Here is a 21,650-nt window from a genome sequence, read left to right as displayed (position 1 = left end):
GATGACTACCGTTGCCGATCTGACCGTGCCGGGGCGCACGAGCGTGATGGGCATTGTCAATGTCACGGAGGATTCGTTTTCGGACGGCGGCAAGTGGCTGGCTACGGACGACGCCATCGCGCACGCCCATGAGCTGGTGCGCCTGGGCGCGGACATTATTGACGTCGGCGCGGAATCCACCCGCCCCGGCGCCACCCGTGTCCCGGCGGAGGTGGAAGCGGAGCGCATCCGGCCTGTCATTCGGGCGCTGCATGCCGATGGGATCCGCACCTCCGTGGACACCATGCGCGCCGCCACTGCCCAGGCTGCGGCCGAGGAGGGCGTGGACCTGATCAACGACGTCTCCGGCGGCCTCGCCGACGCCGACATGTACCGCGTGATGGCTGAGACGCAGCTCCCGGTGTGCCTGATGCACTGGCGGGCGGACGCGTTCGTCAACGCGTCCGGGTCGGCGGATCACGGCGGGGACGTGGTGGGGGATGTGCACGAGGTGCTGGCGGAGCTCGTCGATAAGGCGACCGCTGCGGGTGTGGACGAAAGCCAGATCACCCTGGACCCGGGCCTCGGCTTCGCCAAGACCGCGGCGGACAATTGGGCGCTACTCAATGCGCTGCCGGAGTTCATCGCGAGCGGGTTCCCCATCCTCGTGGGCGCGTCGCGCAAGCGCTTCCTCATGGAAGTCCGGCAGCAACGCGGCCTGGAGCACTCGCCTATCGACGCCGACCCCGCCACCGCGGCAGTCACCGCCCTCGCCGCGCAAGCCGGGGCCTGGTGCGTGCGGGTGCACGAAGTGGCCGTCTCGCGCGACGCGGTGGACGTGGCAGAAAGGTGGAAAAATGGCTGACCGGATTGAACTCAAAGGCCTGACATTCCACGCCAACCACGGCGTGCTCGACCACGAAACCGAGTTCGGGCAGGCGTTTTCTCTAGACATTACGTGCTGGCTCGACTTCGCGGGCGCGGCTAAGGACGACGACCTGACACAGACCGTCAACTACGCTGAGCTGGCGGAAACAGCGTTGCACATCGCCACCGGCACCCCGCGCCAGCTGATTGAGACGGTGGCGGTGGAGATCGCAGAGACCGCCATGCGCAGCTACGACGCGCTGCACGCCGTGGAGGTCACCCTGCACAAGCCGCACGCGCCGATCCCGGCGGTGTTCGACGACGTCGCGGTGGTGGCCCGCCGCTCCCGGAAGCGGATGTAGCCGATGCGTGCCGTGCTGTCTTCCGGGTCCAACATGGGCGACGCGCGCGCCCACCTGCAGACGGTGGCCGACGAGTTCGCTGGCGAAACCCTCGTCGCGAGCTCCATCTACGCCACCGCGCCGTGGGGAAACACGGACCAGCCGGACTTTCTCAACCAGTCCCTGCTGGTGGACGTGGACGACACCCCGTACGAACTCCTGGCCCGCTGCCAAAAGCTGGAGCAGCGCGCGCACCGCGTCCGCGAAGAACGCTGGGGTCCGCGCACGCTGGACGTGGACATCATCTGGATTGAGGGCTACGCCAGCGATGACCCGGAGCTGACCGTTCCGCATCCGCGCGCGCACTTGCGCCAGTTTGTGCTCGAACCCTGGCTCGAGATGGATTCTGGTGCGCGGTTGAACGGAGCGTCGATAAGCGGGCTGCTCGACAACCTCGAGGACCAGGGGGTGCGCAAGCTATGAAGCGCACGCCGTACGAAGGTCTGATCGCCGTCGCCGGGTTCTGCGCGGCTGCGGCGGTGATCCTGGTGCGCCGGTTCTATAACCTGCTGGAATCGCTCAGCATGGTGGTGCCGCTGTCGCTGTGGGTGATGGCAGTCATCGCCGCCTGGCTTGCGCTGGTGGTGCGCAAGCGCCGCAAGGAAGGCAAGGTTGGGCTGGACCGCAGCCAGCTCAACCCCATGCAGGCGGCGAATTTCATGGTCTTCGGCAAGGCGAGCGCTTGGGCCGGCGCGGTGTTCGGCGGCCTGTACGGCGGCACGCTGAGCTTTGTGGTGACGAAACTTGGTGTGCTCGAGGCGGCGCCTGGCGACGTCCCGCCGCTGGCCGCCGGCACCCTGGGCGGAATCGCCCTGTGCGTGGCCGGAATCTGGTTAGAGAAAAACTGCGAGGTGTCGCCGCCCAACGAGGGCCAAGGCGTTAGCTAGAGTGTTGGGCATGAGTGCCCAGAATGCGTCCCCAGACCGCGCGAGCCTGTGGGTCATCGTGCCTTTTGTGGTCGCTGTCATCGGCACCGTGGTCATGCTGTTCACCAACTCCGCCAACGCGCTGAAAGTCGCGCTGATCTTCGCGCTGTGGGCTGGTGCCGCCGGGATCCTGATCAACTCCAAGGTGCGCCGTGACCGCGACGCCGCTGCGTCTGAGGCCGCGGCCGCTGAGCAGCGCATCCAGGAGCAGGAGCAGCGCCACCGGGAAGAGCTCGAAGCCCGGCCGAGCGGGTCTTCCGTGGATGTGGAGACACTGCGCGAGCTGCAGGAGCAGATCCAGGCGCTGCGCGCCCAGCTGGAGGAGCTCAACGGCCGCGTCTTCGAGTACGAGCCCGCCGCTGTGCAGGCTCGCGCACGCCGCATCAGCGAGCTGGAGTCGAAGCCAGAGCCAGAACCAGAACCGGAGCCGAAGCCGCAGCCGGCGCACAGCCCGTCCACGGACGACACCGTAGTGATCAGCCGCGTGCGCCCCTCCCGCCCGACCGGCGCGCCGAGCTCGGACGCGATCGCGGGCCGCATCGGCACCCAGCCGTCCGCCCGCCCGGCGCGCAACCCGCTGTCCGACCTGATCAGCGAGCGGGAGGCGGAAAAGGCGAAGGCAGAACCCGCCCCGGAACCAACCCCCGAGCCCACCCCAGAGCCAGCGCCCGAGCCGCAGCCTGAGCGCCGTTCGGGCCGCCGCCGCGCCGATGAGCGGGGAGAGGGCGCGGTTTCCGTTGCCGAACTGCTCGCTCGCCAGGGGAAGTAGATGCCGCCTCGCCTGCTGGTGGGGGCGGTGTTCGGCGTCTCGCCGCTCGCGGAGCGTTTCGAGCGCGCCGGCCACACCGTGCGTCCGCTGGACATCGCCGATGACCCCGGCGCGGTCGCGCACGTGGACCTCGTGCTTCTCGACGGCCCGTCGGCCGACATCCGCACCGCCTGCGAAATCCTCGCGGACCATGCCCGCCCGCGGCAGATGTTTCTGCACACCGCGCTGGACGAGGGCCAGCAGCTGCTGGACGACGTGGAGACCGCCCAGGCGATCACCATGTGCGCCCACAACATCTTCGACAACGTGTGGGTGACCTCGGCTGCCGACGAGCTCGGCGAGACGGTGGTGGGGCTGCTCATCGCGGAGATCGGCGGGGTGAGCTTGCGCATTAACGACGACGCACGCCCCGCGATCGCCGCCGCCCAGGAGCTGCGGGCGATGGAGGCCGTCATTCGCGACGACGCGCAGGCCATCCTCGCCGATGCAGTGCCGGGGTTCGACGCGGTGGCGCAGCAGTTCCTGTCGGCCCCGCCAGCGACACGACACGCCCACGACACGCAGCAGCTGGAGAAGCTGGTCGGCGCGTTGCCGGATCCGGGTGTTCGCCGCCTGTTCGTGGATTTGGTGCGCAGGCGCGGCGAGCTGGAGCAGGACACCGACACCGAGTTGTGGGTAATTCAGAAATACGAGGGAGGATAAATGGCTTTCGAACCAGGCCAGGCAGTGGTGGTCACCGACGAGCGGATGCTGGCTACCTACGGCCGGGCGTTCCGCAAGATCGGCAAGTCGGTGGTTGTGGTGCCGCTGGGCACGGACATCCACGGCGGGCACGTGGAGCTCATCCGCGCTGCGAAGTCGCTGCTCGGCTCCTACGTGGTGGTCACGTTCTCGGGCGAGGAGGTCCCCGAGGTCTTCGCCCGGGAGAAGGTGGACGTGGTCTTCCACGGCGAGCTGGCCACGACCGTGCGGGTGGATTCCGGCGTGGAGCCGCTGGAGGATCCGCAACACACGCAAGCAGCAGTTGCGCGGATCCTCGCAGCGATCAACGCCACCCACGCCACGGATGTGGTGCTGGGGGAGAAGGACTTCGAGGTGCTGGTGGCAACCCAGTACGCGGTGTCCGGCCTGCGTATGGAGTGCAAGCTCCGCAGCGTGCCCACAGTGCGCACGCCTGATGGTTTGGCGCTGTCGAACAGGAACGCGCTTGTCGCCGTCGATAAGCGGGATGCTGCTCTCGCGCTCTCGGCCGCACTCACAGCTGGGGCGCACGCCGCGGAGCATGGAAAGACCACCGTGCTGGAAACCGCGCGAGGTGTCCTCGAGGCCGCTGGCGTCACGCCGGCGTACCTGGAGCTGCGTGACCTGGCCATGCGCGAGGCGCCCGAGGAGGGCGACGCGCGGCTTTTGGGAGCGGTGGATCTGGATGGGGTGCGCCTGACGGACAACGTCGGGCTACCGCTGGGGGTCGGCTTCAAACACGTCGAAGCGTGACACCCGGTAGACTTTCGCGCATGTCCAACGCCACCATCGCCGGAATGCTCGCAGAACGCTTCGGGTTCACCTTCACCCCGGAGCAGGTTGAACAAACCGGGAGCACCGAGACCTCCACGCTCTACACCGCCACCGACGACACCGGCCACGGTGTTGAAGTAGAGGTCTTTAACACCCCTGTGGATTCCACGATCGGCGAGGAAGTCAACACCTTGAACTCGCGCCTTGCGCTGGCGGCACACCCGGGTGCGTTCCAGCCGCGCAGCGTGGGCACCACGGAAGACGGCAAGCTGTTTGTCCTGCGCGAAGCCCCCACCGGCACGCCGCTGTCGGATCTGATTGCAGAGAAGGGCGCCACGTTTACCCCGCAGGAGGTGCGCGACCTGCTCGCCCCGGTGGCCGAGGCGATCGACGACTACGACCTGAAGGGCCTGTCCGGCTTTGTCTCGCGCTCCATCACCCCGGAGCGTCTGTTGGTGCAGCCGCAGTGGTCCACCACCCCGGTCAAGCTCACCCTAGTGGGGCCGAGCACCGACCTGGCGCAAAGCGACGAGGTGGCAGCGAAGGGCAACGTGGAGAAGTTCGCCAACGTGGTCGCGCTGATGACCGGGGACGAACCACGCTCCGGTGCACGCACCTGCGCCGGCGTGCTGGAGACCGCCCCGGCGGAGCAGGTGGCCATTGAAAAGCCCGATCAGTCCGTGGCGCCGCGCCCGCAGGACGGTTACCGCAAGCCGCCGGAGCCCTACGCCTACGGCACCGACGGCAACTACGTACGCTCGGCTCCGCCGAAGCAGAAGAAGACGGCACCGTGGCCGTGGATCATCGCCATCCTTGCGCTGCTGCTGATCGCGCTGGCCGCCCTGTGGTATTGGAGCACCCACCGCGGCGAGGAGTGGGCCGGCGCGGAGGCGCAGATCGCGGAGGATTACCCGAAGGTTGTTTCCGAGCGCGCGGGCCAGAAGGGCTGGAAGGACCTTAACTGCGAGCCGGGTTCGCTGGACATCGACCAGGTGGGCAAGATCCGCTGCGCCAACGATGAGCTGGGAGTCTCCGTGGTGCAGTACGCCTCTGAGTCCGACCGCGACGACGCTGTGCCGGACCCCAGCGAGGCTGTGGTGCTGGGTTCCGGCGAGTGCACGATCTACTCCTACGAGCTGCCGGATGCGAACCCGCCGGCGTATGTGATGACGCCGCAGGACAAGCCGGAGTACCTGTTCGTCGTCAACGGTTTTGACGCGGAGAACCAGCGACTGGACCTCCCGGTGTGCGAATAAGCTACGATTATTCGCCGTGACTACGCAGGACTTTTCAGAGCAGCAGCAAATCCGCAGGGAGAAGAGGCAGAGGCTTATCGACGAAGGGCGGGACGCCTACCCCGTCGAAGTCGATCGCACGACGTCTCTGAAAGACCTGCGCGCTAAGTACGACGGCACGCTGGAGCCCGGCGAGGAGACCCAGGACGAGGTGGCCGTCGCCGGCCGCATTATGTTCCAGCGCAACACCGGCAAGCTGTGCTTCGCCACCCTGCAGGAAGGCGACGGCACCCAGCTGCAGGTCATGCTCTCCCTGGCTGAGGTCGGCGAAGAAGCGCTTGCGCAGTGGAAGGCCGACACGGACCTGGGCGACATTGTCTCCGTGCGCGGCCGCGTGATCGCCTCCAAGCGCGGCGAGCTGTCCGTGATGGCGAAGTCCTGGCACATGGCGTCCAAGGCGCTCAACCCGCTGCCGGTGGCGTTCGCGGACATGAACGAAGAGCAGCGGGTGCGCCGCCGCTACACCGACCTGATCATGCGCGAGGACGCGCGCACCAACGCCATGACCCGCATCAAGGTCATCGCGGCGGTGCGCAAGTACCTCACGGGCTTGGACTTCGTGGAGATTGAGACGCCGATGCTGCAGACGCTGCACGGCGGCGCCGCGGCACGTCCGTTTGTCACCCGTTCCAACGCGCTGGACATCGACCTGTACCTGCGTATCGCGCCGGAGCTCTTCCTCAAGAGGGCTGTGGTCGGCGGCATTGAGCGCGTCTTCGAGATCAACAGGAACTTCCGCAACGAGGGCGTGGATTCCTCCCACTCCCCGGAGTTCACCATGTTGGAGACCTACCAGGCGTGGGGCACCTACAAGGACGGCGCGGCCACCATGAAGGGGCTTGTGCAGTTCTGCGCTGAGGAAGTCTTCGGTTCGCAGAAAGTCACGCTTGCGGACGGCACGGAGTACGACTTCGGCGGCGAGTGGAAGGTCCTAGAGATGTACCCGAGCCTGAACGAAGCGCTGCAGCGCAAGTTCCCGGGCCAGCCGGAAGTGACCATCGACACCGACGTGGACACCCTGAAGGGCATCGCGGAAACCATCGGCCTGAAGGTGCCGGAGAACGCCGGTTGGCTGCACGGGAAGCTGGTGGAGGAGATCTGGGAGGAGCTGTGCTCTGACCAGCTCTACGAGCCGACCTTCGTGGTCAACTTCCCGGTGGAGACCTCGCCTTTGACTCGCGACCACCGAAGCAAAAAGGGCGTGACCGAGAAGTTCGACCTGTACGTCCGCGGCTTCGAGCTGGCCACCGGCTACTCCGAGCTGGTTGACCCGGTGATCCAGCGCGAGCGCTTCGAGGACCAGGCCCGCCTGGCCAGCGCCGGCGACGACGAGGCGATGCAGCTCGACGAGGACTTCCTCGCCGCGATGGAGCAGGGCATGCCCCCGACAGCCGGTTGCGGCATGGGCGTGGACCGCCTGCTGATGGCCCTGACCGGCCTGGGTATCCGCGAGACGGTGCTCTTCCCGATGGTGAAGCCGGAGGCCTAACTCCGCAGTTGTGCGTGGTGGTTATAACCAACTAAAGTTTGGTGCGATCAATCAATTGTGGTTGAAAGGAGCACCAGCATGGCAACCACCAAGGCGAGCCTGCAGGACCAGGCTGCCGATATCCTCGCCGGCGTCGGCGGGGCGGACAACATCGCGTCCATGACGCACTGCGCGACGCGTTTGCGCTTCGAGCTTTACGACGCTTCCCTGGCCGACAAAGACCACCTCGAGGCAAATCCCAAGGTCATGGGTGCCGTCCCGCAGGGCGGAAACCATTACCAGGTCATCGTCGGCGGCGACGTGGCCACCGTGTACAACGCGATGAACAAGCTGCCGGAGCTGGCCGGCCGCGACGTGTCCAACGAGGACCTCAAAGCCCAGCAACGCGACAAGGCCAAGGGCAAGGTGCCCTGGCTGGACGCCTTCTTTGAGTACCTCTCCGATTCTTTCCGCCCCATTTTGGGTGTGCTGCTCGGGGCTTCCCTGATCATCGCGTTCGCCGCTGTGCTGGACGCGTTCCACCTTGTGGACTTCCGTGCCGAAGTGAAGAGCCCAGGTTGGCAGTTCGTGGACGCCATGTGGAGCTCCGTGTTCTTCTTCCTGCCGGTGGCGGTGGCCTACAACGCGGGTAAGAGGCTCGACATCGACCCGTGGGTGCCGGCCGCGATCATGCTGGCGCTGTTCACCCCGAACTTCATGGAGTTGGCCGACCACCCCGAAGCGCGCGTGGTGGAGCTCTTCGGCGAGCCGACCGATGTTGTCGACGTCTTCGGCCTGCCCATGATCCATAACGGCTACGACGGCAACGTGTTTGTGCCGCTGATCATGGCCGCGGTCGCTGCGTTGCTTTATAAGGGGCTGCAGAAAATCATCCCATCCGCAGTGCACATGGTCTTCGTGCCGTTTTTGACGCTGCTGGTGATGATCCCGGTCACCGCATTCCTCATCGGCCCGTTCGGCTACTTGCTTGGCGCGTGGATCGGCACCGGGCTGGCCTGGATGAACAGCAACGCGCCGTTTGTGTTCGCCCTGCTGATTCCGATGCTCTACCCATTCCTGGTGCCGCTGGGCCTGCACTGGCCACTCAACGCCCTGATGCTGGTCAACATTGACACCCTCGGTTACGACTTCATCCAGGGCCCGATGGGTGCGTGGAACTTCGCCTGCTTCGGCGCCACCGCCGCGGTGCTCGCGCTGTCCATCCGCGACCACGACCCGCTCATGCGCCAGACCTCCGGTTCCGCGCTCGCCGCAGGCCTGCTCGGCGGAATCTCCGAGCCGTCGCTCTACGGCATCCACCTGCGCTACAAGAAGATCTACCCGCGCATGCTGGTGGGCTGCTTCGCTGGTGGCCTGACTATCGCGATCCTGGGTACCCCGTTCGGTGGCGTGAAGACGAACGCGTTCGTCTTCACCTCCATCCCGACCATGTTCGTGTTCGACCCGGTGTGGGTCTACATGATCGCCATCGCGGTGGCCTTCTTCACCGCGTTCTTCATCATCCTTGTCACCGACTACCGCACCCCGGAGGAGAAGGCGGAGGCGCTCGCCCGCGCCGCTGCCGCGCGCAATGCGGACGAGGCCGAGGAGGCCGAGCTGGTCGAGGACGAAGTCACGGCCACGGATGACCCGGCGAAGCTGACGTCGGAAAGCAATGCGGATGCCACCGTGCTCGCGCCCATCGCCGGCGAGGTTGTCGCGATGGAAGCGCTGTCGGACGCCGCGTTTGCCTCCGGAGCCCTCGGCCAGGCCGTCGGCATCACCCCCGAAAATGCCAAGCTCACCGTGGTCGCCCCGGCGGCCGGCAAGGTGATTTCCGTGGCGAAGACCGGCCACGCCTACGGCATCAAGACCGATGGCGGCGTGGAGCTGCTCGTCCACATCGGCGTGGACACCGTCAAGCTAGGCGGCGAGGGTTTCACCCCGCTGGCGGAGAAGAAGCAGATGGTCAACGTGGGCGACCCGCTGGCGGAGGTTGATTTCGCCGCAATCGCCGGTCACGGCGTGGACACGACTGTTATCACTACAGTGGTGAACTCGAAGAAGCTCGGCGGCGTGGGTGACGTTGCGGACGGCACGGTCGTCGCCGGAGATCCTATTCTCGAGGTCACAACTGAGGTGAACACGAATGTCTAACCGCACCGTCCTGCACGGCATCGGCGTCTCGGCCGGCACCGCGTCCGGCCCGATCGCCGTGGTCACGCCCGCAGTGGGCATCGACGAGCACGAGCCCGCCTCCACCGATCCGGAGGCCGACAGTGAGCGCATTCGCGCAGTGCTTAACGACGTCGCGGCTTCGCTTTCCGCACGCGCCGAGCACGCCAACTCGGACTCGGCGAAAGCCGTGTTGGAGGCGACCGCAGGACTGGCAACCGACAAGGGCCTCATCCGAGGCATCGACAAGGAGCTGAAGAAAGGCGCCGGCCCGACGAAGGCGATCCATGACGCGGTAGAGCTCTACGCCAACAAGCTGCGCAAGATCGGCGGCTACATGGCCGAGCGAGTCACCGACCTCTACGACATCCGCGACCGCGCCACCGCGCGCCTGCGGGGCCTGCCTGAGCCGGGGATCCCGGACCTTACCGAGCCGTCCATCCTGATCGCGCACGACCTCGCGCCGGCGGAGACGGCGACGCTGGATAAAAACTTCGTCCTCGGCATCGTCACCGAGGCGGGCGGCGCGACCTCGCACACCGCGATCCTGGCCGCGCAGCTGGGGATCCCGTGCGCCGTGCAGGTCAAGGGCATCGCCGAGGCGACTGTCGACGCACCGCTGATCGCCCTCGACGGCGGCGTCGGCGAGGTCATCGTCGCGCCGAACGCATCGGACGTGGAGGAACTCGAGGAGCGCTCCCGCCGCCGCGCGGCAGCCCTGGCCGGTTCCTCCGGCGAGGGCGCGACCCGCGACGGCTACAAGGTGAAGCTGCTAGCGAATACCGGCACCGCCGAAGACGCGCAGACGGCTGCGGGCTACGACCTCGAAGGTTCCGGCCTGTTCCGCTCCGAGTTCCTCTTCCTCGACCGCGACGCAGCGCCCAGCCTGGAAGAGCAGACCGAAACCTACACGAAGGTGCTCGAGGCCTTCGGCAACCGCCGCGTGGTGGTGCGCACCTTGGACGCCGGCGCGGACAAACCGCTGTCGTTCGCGGACCTCGGCGAAGAAGAAAACCCCGCGCTGGGTCGCCGCGGTCTGCGCCTCTCGCAGGCACGCGAAGATCTCCTGGATACCCAACTGGAGGCGCTTGCAAACGCAGCTCACAACGTCCCCGAGTCAGAGCTGTGGGTTATGGCCCCGATGGTCGCCACCGTCGAGGAAGCCAAGTGGTTCGCCGAGCGCGCCCGCGGCACCGGGCTGGAGAGAGTCGGCGTGATGGTGGAAACACCGGCGGCCGCCATCCGCGCCTGGCAGGTGCTGGAAGAGGTGGACTTCGCCTCCATTGGCACCAACGACCTCTCGCAGTACACGATGGCCGCGGACCGCATGCAGGGCGAGCTGGCGGAGCTGCTGTCGCCGTGGCAGCCCGCGGTGCTGTCCATGATCCGCGAAACCTGCCGCGGCGGCGACGCCACCGGCAAGCCGGTCGGCGTATGCGGCGAGGCGGGCGGCGACCCGCTCATGGCACTCGTGCTGGTGGGTCTCGGCGTGAAGTCCCTGTCGATGGCCCCGGGCAAGGTCAACGCCGTGCGCGCCGCGCTGCGCCTGCACGACTTCGACACCTGCCGCCAGATGGCCAACTTCGCCGTCGACGCCCGCACCGCCGCAGGCGCCCGCGAGGCCGTGCTGAACCTCGCCGATCCGGTGCTGAAGGATCTGCTGTAAGTAAATCTTCCGGAAATGAACTGTGCTGTCTAATCTGTATAGACAGCACAGTCCATTTTTGTTTGGAGGGAAGTTCCCATGAAGCGATTTGCTGCAACTGCGGTAGCCACAGCGCTGGGCTTGAGTGCCGCCGCGTGCTCGACCGAATCTGGAAGCGACAAGCCGATTACCGTGCTCGCTGCGGCCACCCCGCACGCTGAGATACTGCGGTACGTGGACGAGGCGAACCCGGACTACGAGCTGGACATCAAAGTCGTGCCCGGCGGACCGGATCCGAATATGTCGGTGTCCAATGGTTCGGCCGACGCGAATTTCTACCAGCACCCGCCGTACCTGCACGACTGGGAAAATGAGACCGGCGAGACGCTGGTGAACGTCGCTGGCGTGCACATCGAGCCGATGGGGATGTATTCCACCAGCATCGATTCCATCGACAAGCTTCCGCAGGGCGCCAAGGTAGCGACTCCGAACTCGCCGTCGGACCTTGCGCGCGCGTTGATCCTGCTGGAGACGAACGGTGTGATTAGCCTGGACCAGGAAATCGATCCGACCAACGTGTCCAAGATCAACCTCCAGTCCATCACGGAAAACCCGAAGGACATCCAAATTGTCCCGGTCGACGACACCATCGTGATCCAGTCCCTGTCCGACGACTCTGTTGACGGCGTGATCGCCTCTTCCAATTTCGCGCTGGAAGCGGGGCTGAACCCGGTGGAAGATTCCATCATTGCGGAAAGCCCGGAGAACAACCCGTATGTGAACATCCTTGTCGCAAACGCCGACGCCGCCGAAGACCCGCGCATGGACGCGCTCGCGGCGGACCTGACCTCCGCTGAAACCTCAGAGTGGATCCAGCAAAAGTACGACGGTTCCGTCATCCCAGCGAACTAATGGTGATCCACGGAATCGACGTCGATGGGCAAGGGCGTTGCGCTCACTGGCACTCTGAGCGCGACGTCGTTGCCAACACGTGCGGCGAATGTGAGAAATTGTGGGCCTGCTCGCTGTGCCACGATGAGTTGGCCGATCACGGTTTCGTGCCCGTCGATAGGCAATTGCCCTCCGTGATGTGCGGCGCTTGCGGGCGCATGATGACGCATGCCGAATACGGCGCGTCCTGCCCCTCGTGCGGGCACCCTTTTAACCCCGGATGCAAGGCCCACGAAGACGTGTACTTTCGGCCTGTTCGCTAAGGGTGAACATTGCCTCTCACCTGCGCTTATCGACGACCATGCGGGTACGCGCGCACAAACCAGGGAAGTGATGTCGGACCCCAGCGTTATGGTGGTGAACAACTGATTTAGGAAAGAAGGGGTCAGCCACATGTTCGAGCGGTTTACCGACCGGGCCCGTCGCGTCATCGTCCTTGCACAGGAGGAGGCGCGCGAGCTCAACCACAATTACATGGGCACCGAGCACATCCTGCTCGGCCTGATCAAGGAGGGCGAGGGCGTCGCAGCGAAGGCGCTCGAGTCCATGGGCATCAACCTCGACGACGTGCGCCGCGAGGTCATCGACATTATCGGCCACGGCACCCAGCCGGTGACCGGCCACATCCCGTTCACCCCGCGCGCGAAGAAGGTGCTGGAGCTCTCCCTGCGCGAGGGCCTGCAGATGGGCCACAAGTACATCGGCACCGAGTTCCTGCTGCTCGGCCTCATCCGTGAGGGCGACGGTGTGGCAGCCCAGGTGCTGATCAAGCTCGGCGCGGATCTGCCACGCGTGCGCCAGCAAGTTATCCAGCTGCTGTCCGGCTACGAGGGCGGCGAGGGCCAGAACCCGGAGTCCCCGCAGCAGGGCCAGCCGGGCTTCGCGGGCGCAGGCGCAGGCCCGCGCGCCGGCGGTGGTCCGCAGGGCGGCGAGCGCTCCAACTCGCTGGTGCTGGACCAGTTCGGCCGCAACCTCACCGCGGCCGCGAAGGAGGGCAAGCTCGACCCGGTTGTCGGCCGCGACAAGGAGATCGAGCGCGTCATGCAGGTGCTGTCGCGCCGCACCAAGAACAACCCGGTGCTCATCGGTGAGCCCGGTGTGGGTAAGACCGCCGTGGTGGAGGGCCTCGCCCTGGACATCGCCAACGGCAAGGTCCCGGAGACGCTGAAAGACAAGCAGGTCTACTCCCTGGACCTGGGCTCCCTGGTGGCGGGTTCCCGCTACCGCGGCGACTTTGAGGAGCGCCTGAAGAAGGTACTCAAGGAGATTAACCAGCGCGGCGACATCATCCTGTTCATCGACGAGATCCACACCCTCGTCGGCGCGGGTGCCGCAGAGGGCGCTATTGACGCGGCTTCGCTGCTGAAGCCGAAGCTGGCGCGCGGCGAGCTCCAGACCATCGGCGCGACCACGCTGGAGGAGTACCGCAAGCACATTGAGAAGGATGCGGCCCTTGAGCGTCGCTTCCAGCCTGTGCAGGTGGACGAGCCGTCCGTGGAAGACACAGTGCAGATCCTCAAGGGTCTGCGCGACCGCTACGAGGCGCACCACCGCGTGTCCTACACCGACGACGCCCTCAAGGCGGCAGCGACGCTGTCGGACCGCTACATCAACGACCGCTTCCTGCCGGACAAGGCCGTCGACCTTCTCGACGAGGCCGGTGCCCGCATGCGCATCAAGCGCATGACCGCCCCGGAGGACCTGCGCGAGGTGGACGACCGCATCTCCGAGGTGCGCAAGGAGAAGGAAGCGGCGATCGACGCCCAGGACTTCGAAAAAGCCGCCGGCCTGCGCGACACCGAGCGCAAGCTGGGGGAGGAGCGCTCCGCCAAGGAAAAGAAGTGGCGCTCCGACGATCTGGAGGAGATCGCCGAGGTGGGCGAGGACCAGATCGCGGACGTGCTGGCCAACTGGACCGGCATCCCGGTGTTCAAGCTCACCGAGAGCGAGTCGAACCGCCTGCTCAACATGGAAGATGAGCTGCACAAGCGCATCATCGGCCAGGACGAGGCAGTCAAGGCAGTCTCCCGCTCCATCCGCCGCACCCGCGCCGGCCTGAAGGACCCGAACCGTCCGTCCGGCTCCTTCATCTTCGCTGGCCCGTCCGGTGTGGGTAAGACAGAGCTGTCCAAGGCGCTCGCCGAGTTCCTCTTCGGCGACGACGACTCCCTGATCCAGGTGGACATGGGTGAGTTCCACGACCGCTTCACCGCCTCGCGCCTCTTCGGCGCCCCTCCGGGATACGTCGGCTACGAGGAGGGCGGCCAGCTCACCGAGAAGGTGCGCCGCAAGCCGTTTAGCGTGGTGCTTTTCGACGAGATCGAGAAGGCGCACAAGGAGATCTACAACACGCTCCTCCAGGTGCTCGAAGAAGGCCACGTCACTGACGGCCAGGGCCGCAATGTGGACTTCAAGAACACGGTGCTGATCTTCACCTCGAACCTGGGCACCTCTGACATCTCCAAGCCGGTCGGCCTGGGCTTCACCGGCGACACCGCCGCGGATTCCGATGCGCAGTACGAGCGCATGAAGGGCAAGGTCCACGACGAGCTGAAGAAACACTTCCGCCCGGAGTTCCTGAACCGCATCGACGAGATCGTGGTGTTCAAGCAGCTCAGCCAGGACGAGATTGTCAAGATGGTGGACCTGCTCATCGGCCGCGTGGACAAGAACCTGGCCGCGCAGGACATGGGCATCGAGCTGACCGAGAACGCGAAGAACCTGCTCGCGGTCCGCGGCTTCGACCCGGTGCTGGGCGCCCGCCCGCTGCGTCGCACGATCCAGCGCGAGATCGAGGACATCCTGTCGGAGAAGATCCTGTTCGGCGAGATCGGCGCCGGCGAGATCATCACCGTGGATGTCGAGGGCTGGGACGGCGACGTCGAGTCCGCGCGCAAGGAGCGCGGCAAGGCTGCGCCGGACGCGAAGTTCACCTTCACCCCGCGCCCGCGCCCGCTGCCGGCAGAGGCCTTCGACGTGGAGCCGGAGGACGAAGTCCGCGACATCGAGCCGGAGCGCACCCAGCCGGAATCCGAGGCCTCAGAGTTCCCGGACGAGCGGGAAGATCAGAAGGGCAGCGAGGGCAAAGACGGCAACGAGGGCAACGGCCCCGAGCCGGTGTAAGCGTAAGCCCACAAGCCCAGGGCGCCGAGAGTGGAGAACACGATCGCGGTGATCTCCACGGCGTTGAGCCCCTCCACCACCTCATACTCGGGGTGGTCGGAGGGGCAGACCTGTTTCATGGGCCTGCCCTTGAAACGGTCGGACAGCCAGTCCGAGACGTTGCCGGTCTGCAGCAGCAGCGGCAGCGCGTGGCCGGAGCCCGGCGCGCGCGGGGTGAGCTCGCGGCGGCCGGACGACAAAGGCTGCGTGGGCGACCCCGGCACCACCACGCGGCGGTACTCCACGTCCGCGCCGATTGCGCAGTAGTCCTCGGCCAGCTGGGTGGCCTGCGGCTCCGGCACAAGGTCGTCGTCCGGGTTGGTCAGCACCATGATCGGCGCGTTCGGCTTCACCTTGCCCAGCTTGTTGTGCTCGAGGTATTTGCCGATGCGCTCGTCTTCCTCCGCGATGTCGGCGAAGGTCTTGCCGTCGACGAAGATGTCGCCGGCGATCTTCGGGGCGTTCCTTGAGGCGTCCACCACGCACGAGGTTTTCAGGTCCTCTAGCAGGGCCTTGCCGTCGTCGGTGAGATACCCGTCGAGAGCCTCGCGGAATTCGGGATAGGTCTCCGAGTAGCTCGCGGCGGCGAAACCGGCCACGGCGGTGAGCATCGGCGCGGACGCCTGCTGCAGCACGCCTAGGGGGTCGGCAGGGGGAGCGCCGGCAAACGTCCCCACCACGTTGAGCTCCGGGGCGTAGTCGCCGACGAGCTCCGCGGCCGCCGCAGCTGCGCCACCGCCCTGCGAGTAGCCCCAGAACGCCACCTTCTCGCCGCGTTTGGCTACGGCCCGGGCGGCGTCAATCACCGCCCGGCCCTGGTCGACGCGGTTGAGGTAGGTGTGCAGGCCGTCGGTGCCCAGGCCCATGTAGTCGGTGACTACCACGCGGTAGCCGTCGTCGAGAAGCATCTGCACCATTGGCACCTCGTAGTTGATGTTCACCGTGCCGTCTGGGCCGAGGGACGACAGCATCGACGATGCCGCCGACGGCGCGCATTGGTCGCCCAGGCCGCGCGTGCCCGGAGCGAGAACGATCAGGCCCTTCGCAAACGGGCGGTCGTACAGCGCGCCGGTGACCGGCACTTTCTCGCCGCGCTCGTTGACGGAGGTGTAGCGGATGCGCTTGCCGTTGGACCCCAACACCCGCTTCTTCGCGTCGAGTTTGCCGGGGTTGTTGCCCGCCGCACCGTCAAGCGATTGCGAAGACAGCTCTGGGAGAGACGAAAGCGACGACGCGTCACCGATCACCTCGAAGGCGGACGAGCCAACCGACGACAGGGAAGACAACGATTCCGCACTCAAGTCCTCAGCGTGCGCAGAGGGACAAATCAGGAGCGGGACAGCAAAAAGACACCACCGTTTACGCATGGGGAGCAGTGTAAGCTCCCGTCCATGGGAATTCAGTACCGCAAGCGCCAAAAGATCAGCGACGGCAGCTGGCTCAACTACTCCAAGTCCGGCGTGTCCGCATCGAAGAAGATCGGGCCGGTCACCTTCAATTCCCGCGGCGGCGTGTACGTGAAGCTGCCCGGCGGGCTCCACTACCGCGGCAGGTGGAAGTAACCCTTCTCGTCCTGCTCGGCCAGACCGTCTTCGAGCAGGGAAAATAGCGCGCGGGAAAGCTGTGCGGGGTCGTGCCAGAGGTCGTCGATAAGCTTTTGCTCCACTGGGCTGTCGGACTCCCGCAACAACCGCATGATCTTGCCGCGCACCTGGCGGTCGGTGCCGACAAAGCGCTGAGCACGCTTCTTCACTTCGGCCTCAGGCCTGCCTGCTGCGAGCCACGCGCATCCGTCACTCACCGGACATTCCTCGCACTTCGGCGCCCGGGCCGTGCACACGAGCGCGCCGAGCTCCATCAGCCCGACAGAAAACTCGGGGCCATTTTCCGCAGGTAGCAGCGCCGCAACCTGCTCGATTTCCTTCTTGCCGGGCGCCCCGAGCGCTTCGCCGCGCTCCACCCGAGCGACCACGCGCCGCACGTTCGTGTCCACAACCGGCACATTTTTGCCGTACGCGAAGCACGCCACCGCCCGCGCGGTGTAGTCGCCGATGCCGGGAAGCGCCAGCAGCTTATCGACGTCCTCCGGCACCTCCCCGCCGTGCTCATCCACGATGACCTGCGCACATTCCTTCAGACGCAGAGCCCGGCGCGGGTAGCCCAGGCTGCCCCAGGCACGCAAAACTTCGGAGGTGCTCGCCTGCGCGAACGCCGCCGGGGTGGGCCATCGCCCCATCCATTCCTGCCAGATCGGAGCGACGCGCTCGACCTGGGTTTGGTGGCTCATCACCTCGCTGAGCAGCACACCCCACGGAGAAACCGAAACTGAACGCCACGGCAGCTCGCGGGCGTTGGCCCGGTACCAATCGATGATCTTGTTTGGGGGAAGTTTCGTCACAATGCGTGCAACAATAGTGGCCATGACTGACGTAACCGATCTCCAGGCCGCCACCACACCCCGCGAGGTGTGGGAGCTGCTCCAAGCCGGCAACGAGCGCTTCGCCACCGGCAACACCGCGGACCCGCGCCGCGACCCAGCCACCCGCCAGCAGCTCACCTCGGGCCAGAACCCCGCGGTGTGCGTGGTGGGCTGCTCCGACTCCCGAGTACCCGTGGAGCTGCTGTTCGACGCTGGATTCGGCGACATCTTTGTCATCCGCACCGCCGGCGGCTGCGTGGACTCCGCGGTGTCGGCGTCCGTCGAGTTCGCGGTGGATGGCCTCGGGGTGGATCTGGTGCTCTTCCTCGCCCACGAGAAGTGCGGTGCTGTAGGTGCCGCGGTTTCCGCGCTCGAGTCCGGCGACATCCCTCCGGGGCTGACGCGTGTGTTCGTGGAGAAGATCGCGCCGGCCGTGGCCGAGGCGAAAACCCGCGGCGAGCAGGTGGAGCAGGCGCACGCCCGCAACGGTGCGGAGCACCTGGTGGCGCGCATCCCATCCGTCATTTCCGGGCTGGAGCAGAAGACGGTCGGGGTTGTCGGTGCGAGATACCGCCTGTCCGACGGCCGTGTCGAGACCACCTACGAAAACTTCGGCGATTAAGTTATAGGCATGTCGAACCAGCGCCCACTTCCTCCGGAGATCTACATGCGCCGCCGCGTGGCGGCACTCGTCATCCTGCTGGTGGTTGTGGCGCTTTTGGTCTGGGGGCTGTCCGCGTTCGCCCGCAGCGGAAAGACGGACGAGACGGAAAACATTACCGAAACCACCGCAGAAGCCCCGTCAACCACCCTGGCCACCGAGCCGACGGTGCAGCTTTCGGAGGAAAGCACGACCTCTTCGGCGGAACCCACCGAACCGACCGAGCCCAGCGAGGAAACCGCCGCCGCTCCGGTGAAGAAGGGCAGCTGCGAGCTGGCTGACTTGAAGATCCACGCCTCCAGCAACCAGCCCTCGTATGCGGTTGGGGTCCAGCCGGTGTTCTACATGGAGGTGGAAAACCCCACCGACGCCGACTGCGTGATCAACCTGGACGATGACCTGCTGCGCTTCGAGGTCTACGACATGGCCACCAACGACCGCATCTGGTCCGACACCGACTGCTACCCGCCGGTCGCGGCAGGCAACGTCGAGTTCGCGCCGGGCGAGAAGCGCCGCTGGGAGGCCCGCTGGTCCGCCACCGCATCGCAACCGGGGCAGTGCGACAATCGCCCGGAAGTGAAGGCTGGATCCTACTTCCTGCACGGCGTGATCGGGGACAACGCCTCCGACGCCAGCCCCTTCAACATCACCTAAGCCTCTCGAGCGCCTGCGAATACGCGGGCGAGCCCGAGAACACTGCGAAGTCGCGCAGGTAGCTCACGGCCCACCCCATCGCCTCCGCGTCGTCGGCTTCACGGGCCCGCTGGTGCACCGACTCAAACACCATCGCGGATTCCTCGAAGCGCTCGCAGCAAAACAGGGACACCGCGTTGTCGCAGAGCGTAAACAGGGTCTCTTTCGGGTTGTCCGTTTTCGCCGCGACCGCCAGTGCCCACGACGACAGGTCCACCGCCTCCGTCGCGCGCTGTGTTTTCTGCAGAGCGGTGACCACATTGCCGACGTACTGAGAACCCAGACCGTCGAACGCACCGCTTTCCATATACTCCGAAAACGCGAGCTCAAGACGGGCGCGCGCCGACGGCCACAGCTGCCCGAACCCGGGATCGGCCGCGGAGGCGACCCACTGCGCCACTGCCGACGCACCTTGCAAGCGCCACCAGAGCTCCCCTTCGCCAGCGTCCACAATGTCCCGGGTGGGGGAGACCAGGTACAGCGCGGCGTCGAACGCGTCTGCGCGCAGCAGCCTGCGCATCACTAGCGAATACCGGCGCAGCGCGGTGTCTGGGTCTGCGCCGGCGGTGTCCAGCAGCAGGCACGCCGCGGCGTCGCGCGTGGCGCCCAAATCCATGTAGTTCCCGGCCTTGACCAGCGCGAGATCTATTTCCTCCATGCCGGGGCACATTCGCTCCGGCAACCGTGACAGCGCATCCAGAAACGCCAGTGCGTCCAGTGGCCGCCGGGCTTCGTCCGCCAACAGTGCCAACTGGAACACCACCACGTAGTCCAGCGACGGGTGGAACGCCACCGCGCCGGCCGCGTCGAAGATCTGGCGGGCCTGCTCCGTGCCCAGGTCCAGGTCCTGCAGCACCATCACCTGCTCCACCAGCTGGTCCGGCTCCGGCAGGTGCGCGCCAGTTGGAGCCGTCAACGAAAACACCACCGTGTCCGCAAAATCCGCCAGGTCGAGGGAGGACACCTCGACCTGCCTGCACCGTCCCCCGAACGCCTTCGCCAGCGACGCCACCTGCGGGTCCGTGCCCGGCCATCGCGGGGAGGTGAACCGCACGAGCGGATATTCCCCCAGCCCCGCCTCGGCCGCGACGGCGAAGAATTCCCCGAGGGCGTCCATCGCCTCCGCCGGATGCTCGATGAACGGCTCGGTGCCGGAGACCAGGCCGAACGCCTGGTCGTGCAGCCCTCCCCGCAACAGAAACGTCGCCGTCTCAATCACTGCAACAACATGGTTTGCATCTGCCGTGTGTTCGCGGAGCACATGAATAGCCCGCTGAATTTCCCCCGATTTCATGGCGCCTACTGTAGCAAGGAGAGCGCTTCCACGAGGGTGGAGACGGGGCGGACCGTCAGACCGTCGATAGACAGCTTCTCCCCGGCAGGCACGATCGCGCCGGTGTAGCCCATGCGCGCCGCTTCTTGGAGGCGCCGGCCGAGGTTGGGCACGCGCCTGATCTCCCCGGCCAGCCCCACCTCGCCCACAACCACTGTTTTCGCAGGCAGTGGCTTTTCGTGCAGGCTCGACCACGTGGCCAACGCGACCGCGAGGTCCGTGGCCGTCTCCGTGATTTTCACCCCGCCGACGGTGGCCACGTACGCATCCTTGTCGTTGGTGCGCTCCCCGCAGCGCGCCTGCAGCACCGCCAGCACCATCGGCACCCGGTTGAAATCCAGGCCGGTGACCACGCGCCGCGGGCTCTTGTTCACCGGATCCACGGTCAGCGCCTGCACCTCGGCGAGAATGGGGCGCACACCGTCCATCGCCACCGTCACCGCGGAGCCGTCCGGCGTCTTCCCGCGGTGAGACAGGAACAGCCCGGACGGATCCGGCACCTCCCGGATGCCACCGGAGGTCTGCTCGAAGCAGCCGACCTCGTCAGTGGCGCCGAAGCGGTTCTTAATGCCCCGGAGCATTCTTAGCGACGACTGCCTGTCCCCCTCAAAGTTCAACACCACGTCCACCAGGTGCTCCAGCACGCGCGGGCCGGCCACGTTGCCGTCCTTGGTCACGTGCCCCACCAGCAGCACCGGGATATTCGTGGTCTTGGCCAGCGTGGTCAGCGCCGCCGTCACCGCGCGCGACTGCGCCACGCCACCGGCCACGCCTTCGACGCCGGCGGCGTGCATGGTCTGCACCGAATCCACAATCAGCAACGAAGGTTTCAGCTGCTCCACGTGCCCAAACACCACGTCCAGGTTGGACTCGGCGGCCAGATACAGCGTGTCCACCAGCGCCTCCGTGCGCTCGGCGCGGGCGCGGACCTGGCCCGCGGATTCCTCCGCAGTGACGTAGAGCGCCTTGCGCCCCTGCTTCGCCCAGCGAGACGCCACCTCCAGCAACAGCGTGGACTTGCCCACGCCGGGCTCGCCCGCCATCAGCACGACGGAGCCGGGCACTACACCGGAGCCGAGCACGCGGTCCAGCTCCCGGATGCCCGACTTCACCGTCTTCGTCGCCGCGGCCTCGACCTTCGTGATCGGGCTCGCAGGGGCGGACGGTGTCAGCGAGGACGTCTTCACCGGGCCCGAAGCAACCGGCGTCTCCTCTTGGAGCGTGCCCCAGGACCCGCACTCGGGGCAGCGGCCGAGCCACTTGGGGGAGGAGTAGCCGCACTCGGTGCAGGTGTGGATCACACGGGGTTTCTTTGCCATGCGCCACACCGTATAACACGGCCCCGACACGGTGTTCGAACACGGAAAAACCGCTGGTCAAGCCAGCGGTTT

At 66.3% G+C, this 21,650-nt stretch carries 21 protein-coding genes; 17 read left to right on the top strand and 4 right to left on the bottom strand.

The genetic code is table 11. The features are described from left to right. The first annotated feature begins 1 nt into the window (after position 1). The 14 genes from folP (at position 2) to QP996_RS04425 (ending at position 15,114) form a co-directional block, all read left to right on the top strand. Positions 2-844, top strand: coding sequence for a dihydropteroate synthase (gene folP / locus QP996_RS04490; protein ID WP_284871445.1), 843 nt, complete (start codon positions 2-4; stop codon positions 842-844). Further along, positions 837-1,208 carry a dihydroneopterin aldolase gene (gene folB / locus QP996_RS04485; RefSeq protein ID WP_284871444.1) on the top strand — a complete coding sequence of 124 codons (372 nt, stop codon included), beginning with the start codon at positions 837-839 and terminating at the stop codon, positions 1,206-1,208. The genes folP and folB overlap by 8 nt, the downstream gene beginning before the upstream one ends. A gap of 3 nt (positions 1,209-1,211) precedes the next feature. Next, a complete protein-coding gene (gene folK, locus QP996_RS04480; RefSeq protein WP_284871443.1) occupies positions 1,212-1,670 on the top strand; it encodes a 2-amino-4-hydroxy-6-hydroxymethyldihydropteridine diphosphokinase in 459 nt (152 codons plus the stop codon). Then, positions 1,667-2,134, top strand: a complete 468-nt coding sequence (locus QP996_RS04475; protein WP_284871442.1) for a DUF3180 domain-containing protein — start codon at positions 1,667-1,669, stop codon at positions 2,132-2,134. The genes folK and QP996_RS04475 overlap by 4 nt, the downstream gene beginning before the upstream one ends. A gap of 10 nt (positions 2,135-2,144) precedes the next feature. Beyond that, on the top strand, positions 2,145-2,942 hold the full coding sequence (locus QP996_RS04470; protein ID WP_284871441.1) for a DUF6779 domain-containing protein: 798 nt from the start codon (positions 2,145-2,147) through the stop codon (positions 2,940-2,942). Beyond that, positions 2,943-3,644: a 6PGD fold domain-containing protein gene (locus tag QP996_RS04465; protein WP_284871440.1), complete on the top strand. Its 702-nt coding sequence runs from the start codon at positions 2,943-2,945 to the stop codon at positions 3,642-3,644. It abuts the gene before it with no gap. Next, positions 3,645-4,436 carry a pantoate--beta-alanine ligase gene (locus QP996_RS04460; RefSeq protein WP_284871439.1) on the top strand — a complete coding sequence of 264 codons (792 nt, stop codon included), beginning with the start codon at positions 3,645-3,647 and terminating at the stop codon, positions 4,434-4,436. 20 nt (positions 4,437-4,456) lie between these two features. Beyond that, positions 4,457-5,713: a protein kinase family protein gene (locus tag QP996_RS04455; RefSeq protein WP_284871438.1), complete on the top strand. Its 1,257-nt coding sequence runs from the start codon at positions 4,457-4,459 to the stop codon at positions 5,711-5,713. Positions 5,714-5,729: 16 nt separating this feature from the next. Beyond that, the gene (gene lysS, locus QP996_RS04450; RefSeq protein ID WP_284871437.1) at positions 5,730-7,241 is read left to right on the top strand and encodes a lysine--tRNA ligase; all 1,512 of its coding nucleotides are present in this window, start codon (positions 5,730-5,732) and stop codon (positions 7,239-7,241) included. A gap of 78 nt (positions 7,242-7,319) precedes the next feature. After that, entirely contained in the window at positions 7,320-9,377 is a 2,058-nt protein-coding gene (locus QP996_RS04445; RefSeq protein WP_284871436.1) for a glucose PTS transporter subunit IIA, read from the top strand. Further along, complete coding sequence (ptsP, locus tag QP996_RS04440; protein ID WP_284871435.1) at positions 9,370-11,061, top strand: phosphoenolpyruvate--protein phosphotransferase; 1,692 nt, start codon at positions 9,370-9,372, stop codon at positions 11,059-11,061. The genes QP996_RS04445 and ptsP overlap by 8 nt, the downstream gene beginning before the upstream one ends. Before the next feature lie 78 nt (positions 11,062-11,139). Then, a complete protein-coding gene (locus QP996_RS04435) occupies positions 11,140-11,952 on the top strand; it encodes a MetQ/NlpA family ABC transporter substrate-binding protein (protein WP_284871434.1) in 813 nt (270 codons plus the stop codon). Next, positions 11,952-12,254: a CHY zinc finger protein gene (locus tag QP996_RS04430; protein WP_284871433.1), complete on the top strand. Its 303-nt coding sequence runs from the start codon at positions 11,952-11,954 to the stop codon at positions 12,252-12,254. The genes QP996_RS04435 and QP996_RS04430 overlap by 1 nt, the downstream gene beginning before the upstream one ends. A 130-nt stretch (positions 12,255-12,384) precedes the next feature. Beyond that, positions 12,385-15,114 (top strand): ATP-dependent Clp protease ATP-binding subunit, encoded by a 2,730-nt coding sequence (locus QP996_RS04425; protein ID WP_284871432.1) that lies wholly within the window; start codon positions 12,385-12,387, stop codon positions 15,112-15,114. Here the strand turns inward: QP996_RS04425 and QP996_RS04420 are convergent. Next, on the bottom strand, positions 15,057-16,454 hold the full coding sequence (locus QP996_RS04420) for an alpha/beta fold hydrolase (protein WP_284871431.1): 1,398 nt from the start codon (positions 16,452-16,454) through the stop codon (positions 15,057-15,059). The genes QP996_RS04425 and QP996_RS04420 overlap by 58 nt on opposite strands. Before the next feature lie 90 nt (positions 16,455-16,544). Between QP996_RS04420 and QP996_RS04415 the strand changes: the two genes are divergently transcribed. Continuing rightward, positions 16,545-16,715 (top strand): DUF4236 domain-containing protein, encoded by a 171-nt coding sequence (locus QP996_RS04415; protein WP_074432070.1) that lies wholly within the window; start codon positions 16,545-16,547, stop codon positions 16,713-16,715. Here the strand turns inward: QP996_RS04415 and QP996_RS04410 are convergent. Continuing rightward, positions 16,694-17,575 carry an iron-sulfur binding domain-containing protein gene (locus QP996_RS04410; RefSeq protein WP_284871430.1) on the bottom strand — a complete coding sequence of 294 codons (882 nt, stop codon included), beginning with the start codon at positions 17,573-17,575 and terminating at the stop codon, positions 16,694-16,696. The two genes, QP996_RS04415 and QP996_RS04410, sit on opposite strands and share 22 nt — an antisense overlap. Between QP996_RS04410 and QP996_RS04405 the strand changes: the two genes are divergently transcribed. Both QP996_RS04405 and QP996_RS04400 read left to right on the top strand, forming a co-directional pair. Further along, a complete protein-coding gene (locus QP996_RS04405; protein WP_284871429.1) occupies positions 17,574-18,194 on the top strand; it encodes a carbonic anhydrase in 621 nt (206 codons plus the stop codon). The genes QP996_RS04410 and QP996_RS04405 overlap by 2 nt on opposite strands. Before the next feature lie 9 nt (positions 18,195-18,203). After that, a complete protein-coding gene (locus QP996_RS04400; protein ID WP_284871428.1) occupies positions 18,204-18,887 on the top strand; it encodes a hypothetical protein in 684 nt (227 codons plus the stop codon). Here the strand turns inward: QP996_RS04400 and QP996_RS04395 are convergent. Beyond that, positions 18,880-20,220 (bottom strand): hypothetical protein, encoded by a 1,341-nt coding sequence (locus QP996_RS04395; protein WP_284871427.1) that lies wholly within the window; start codon positions 20,218-20,220, stop codon positions 18,880-18,882. The two genes, QP996_RS04400 and QP996_RS04395, sit on opposite strands and share 8 nt — an antisense overlap. A 5-nt stretch (positions 20,221-20,225) precedes the next feature. Further along, positions 20,226-21,578 carry a DNA repair protein RadA gene (radA, locus tag QP996_RS04390; RefSeq protein WP_284871426.1) on the bottom strand — a complete coding sequence of 451 codons (1,353 nt, stop codon included), beginning with the start codon at positions 21,576-21,578 and terminating at the stop codon, positions 20,226-20,228. Positions 21,579-21,650: the final 72 nt, after the last annotated feature.

The organism is Corynebacterium sp. MSK008, from assembly GCF_030232585.1.
Classification (GTDB): Bacteria; Actinomycetota; Actinomycetes; order Mycobacteriales; family Mycobacteriaceae; genus Corynebacterium.
The sequence above is the reverse complement of the archived record's forward strand: the minus strand, read 5'-3'. Positions and strand labels throughout refer to the sequence as shown.

Bases quoted from the DNA above. Each gene is read 5' to 3' on its own strand.
- radA (WP_284871426.1), bottom strand. From the start codon at position 21,578: ATGGCAAAGAAACCCCGTGTGATCCACACCTGCACCGAGTGCGGCTAC.
- QP996_RS04400 (WP_284871428.1), top strand. From the start codon at position 18,204: ATGTCGAACCAGCGCCCACTTCCTCCGGAGATCTACATGCGCCGCCGC.
- folB (WP_284871444.1), top strand. From the start codon at position 837: ATGGCTGACCGGATTGAACTCAAAGGCCTGACATTCCACGCCAACCAC.
- QP996_RS04470 (WP_284871441.1), top strand. From the start codon at position 2,145: ATGAGTGCCCAGAATGCGTCCCCAGACCGCGCGAGCCTGTGGGTCATC.
- QP996_RS04430 (WP_284871433.1), top strand. From the start codon at position 11,952: ATGGTGATCCACGGAATCGACGTCGATGGGCAAGGGCGTTGCGCTCAC.
- QP996_RS04455 (WP_284871438.1), top strand. From the start codon at position 4,457: ATGTCCAACGCCACCATCGCCGGAATGCTCGCAGAACGCTTCGGGTTC.
- QP996_RS04415 (WP_074432070.1), top strand. From the start codon at position 16,545: ATGGGAATTCAGTACCGCAAGCGCCAAAAGATCAGCGACGGCAGCTGG.
- ptsP (WP_284871435.1), top strand. From the start codon at position 9,370: ATGTCTAACCGCACCGTCCTGCACGGCATCGGCGTCTCGGCCGGCACC.
- QP996_RS04465 (WP_284871440.1), top strand. From the start codon at position 2,943: ATGCCGCCTCGCCTGCTGGTGGGGGCGGTGTTCGGCGTCTCGCCGCTC.
- QP996_RS04460 (WP_284871439.1), top strand. From the start codon at position 3,645: ATGGCTTTCGAACCAGGCCAGGCAGTGGTGGTCACCGACGAGCGGATG.
- folP (WP_284871445.1), top strand. From the start codon at position 2: ATGACTACCGTTGCCGATCTGACCGTGCCGGGGCGCACGAGCGTGATG.
- folK (WP_284871443.1), top strand. From the start codon at position 1,212: ATGCGTGCCGTGCTGTCTTCCGGGTCCAACATGGGCGACGCGCGCGCC.
- QP996_RS04395 (WP_284871427.1), bottom strand. From the start codon at position 20,220: ATGAAATCGGGGGAAATTCAGCGGGCTATTCATGTGCTCCGCGAACAC.
- QP996_RS04445 (WP_284871436.1), top strand. From the start codon at position 7,320: ATGGCAACCACCAAGGCGAGCCTGCAGGACCAGGCTGCCGATATCCTC.
- QP996_RS04410 (WP_284871430.1), bottom strand. From the start codon at position 17,575: ATGGCCACTATTGTTGCACGCATTGTGACGAAACTTCCCCCAAACAAG.
- QP996_RS04475 (WP_284871442.1), top strand. From the start codon at position 1,667: ATGAAGCGCACGCCGTACGAAGGTCTGATCGCCGTCGCCGGGTTCTGC.
- QP996_RS04425 (WP_284871432.1), top strand. From the start codon at position 12,385: ATGTTCGAGCGGTTTACCGACCGGGCCCGTCGCGTCATCGTCCTTGCA.
- QP996_RS04435 (WP_284871434.1), top strand. From the start codon at position 11,140: ATGAAGCGATTTGCTGCAACTGCGGTAGCCACAGCGCTGGGCTTGAGT.
- QP996_RS04405 (WP_284871429.1), top strand. From the start codon at position 17,574: ATGACTGACGTAACCGATCTCCAGGCCGCCACCACACCCCGCGAGGTG.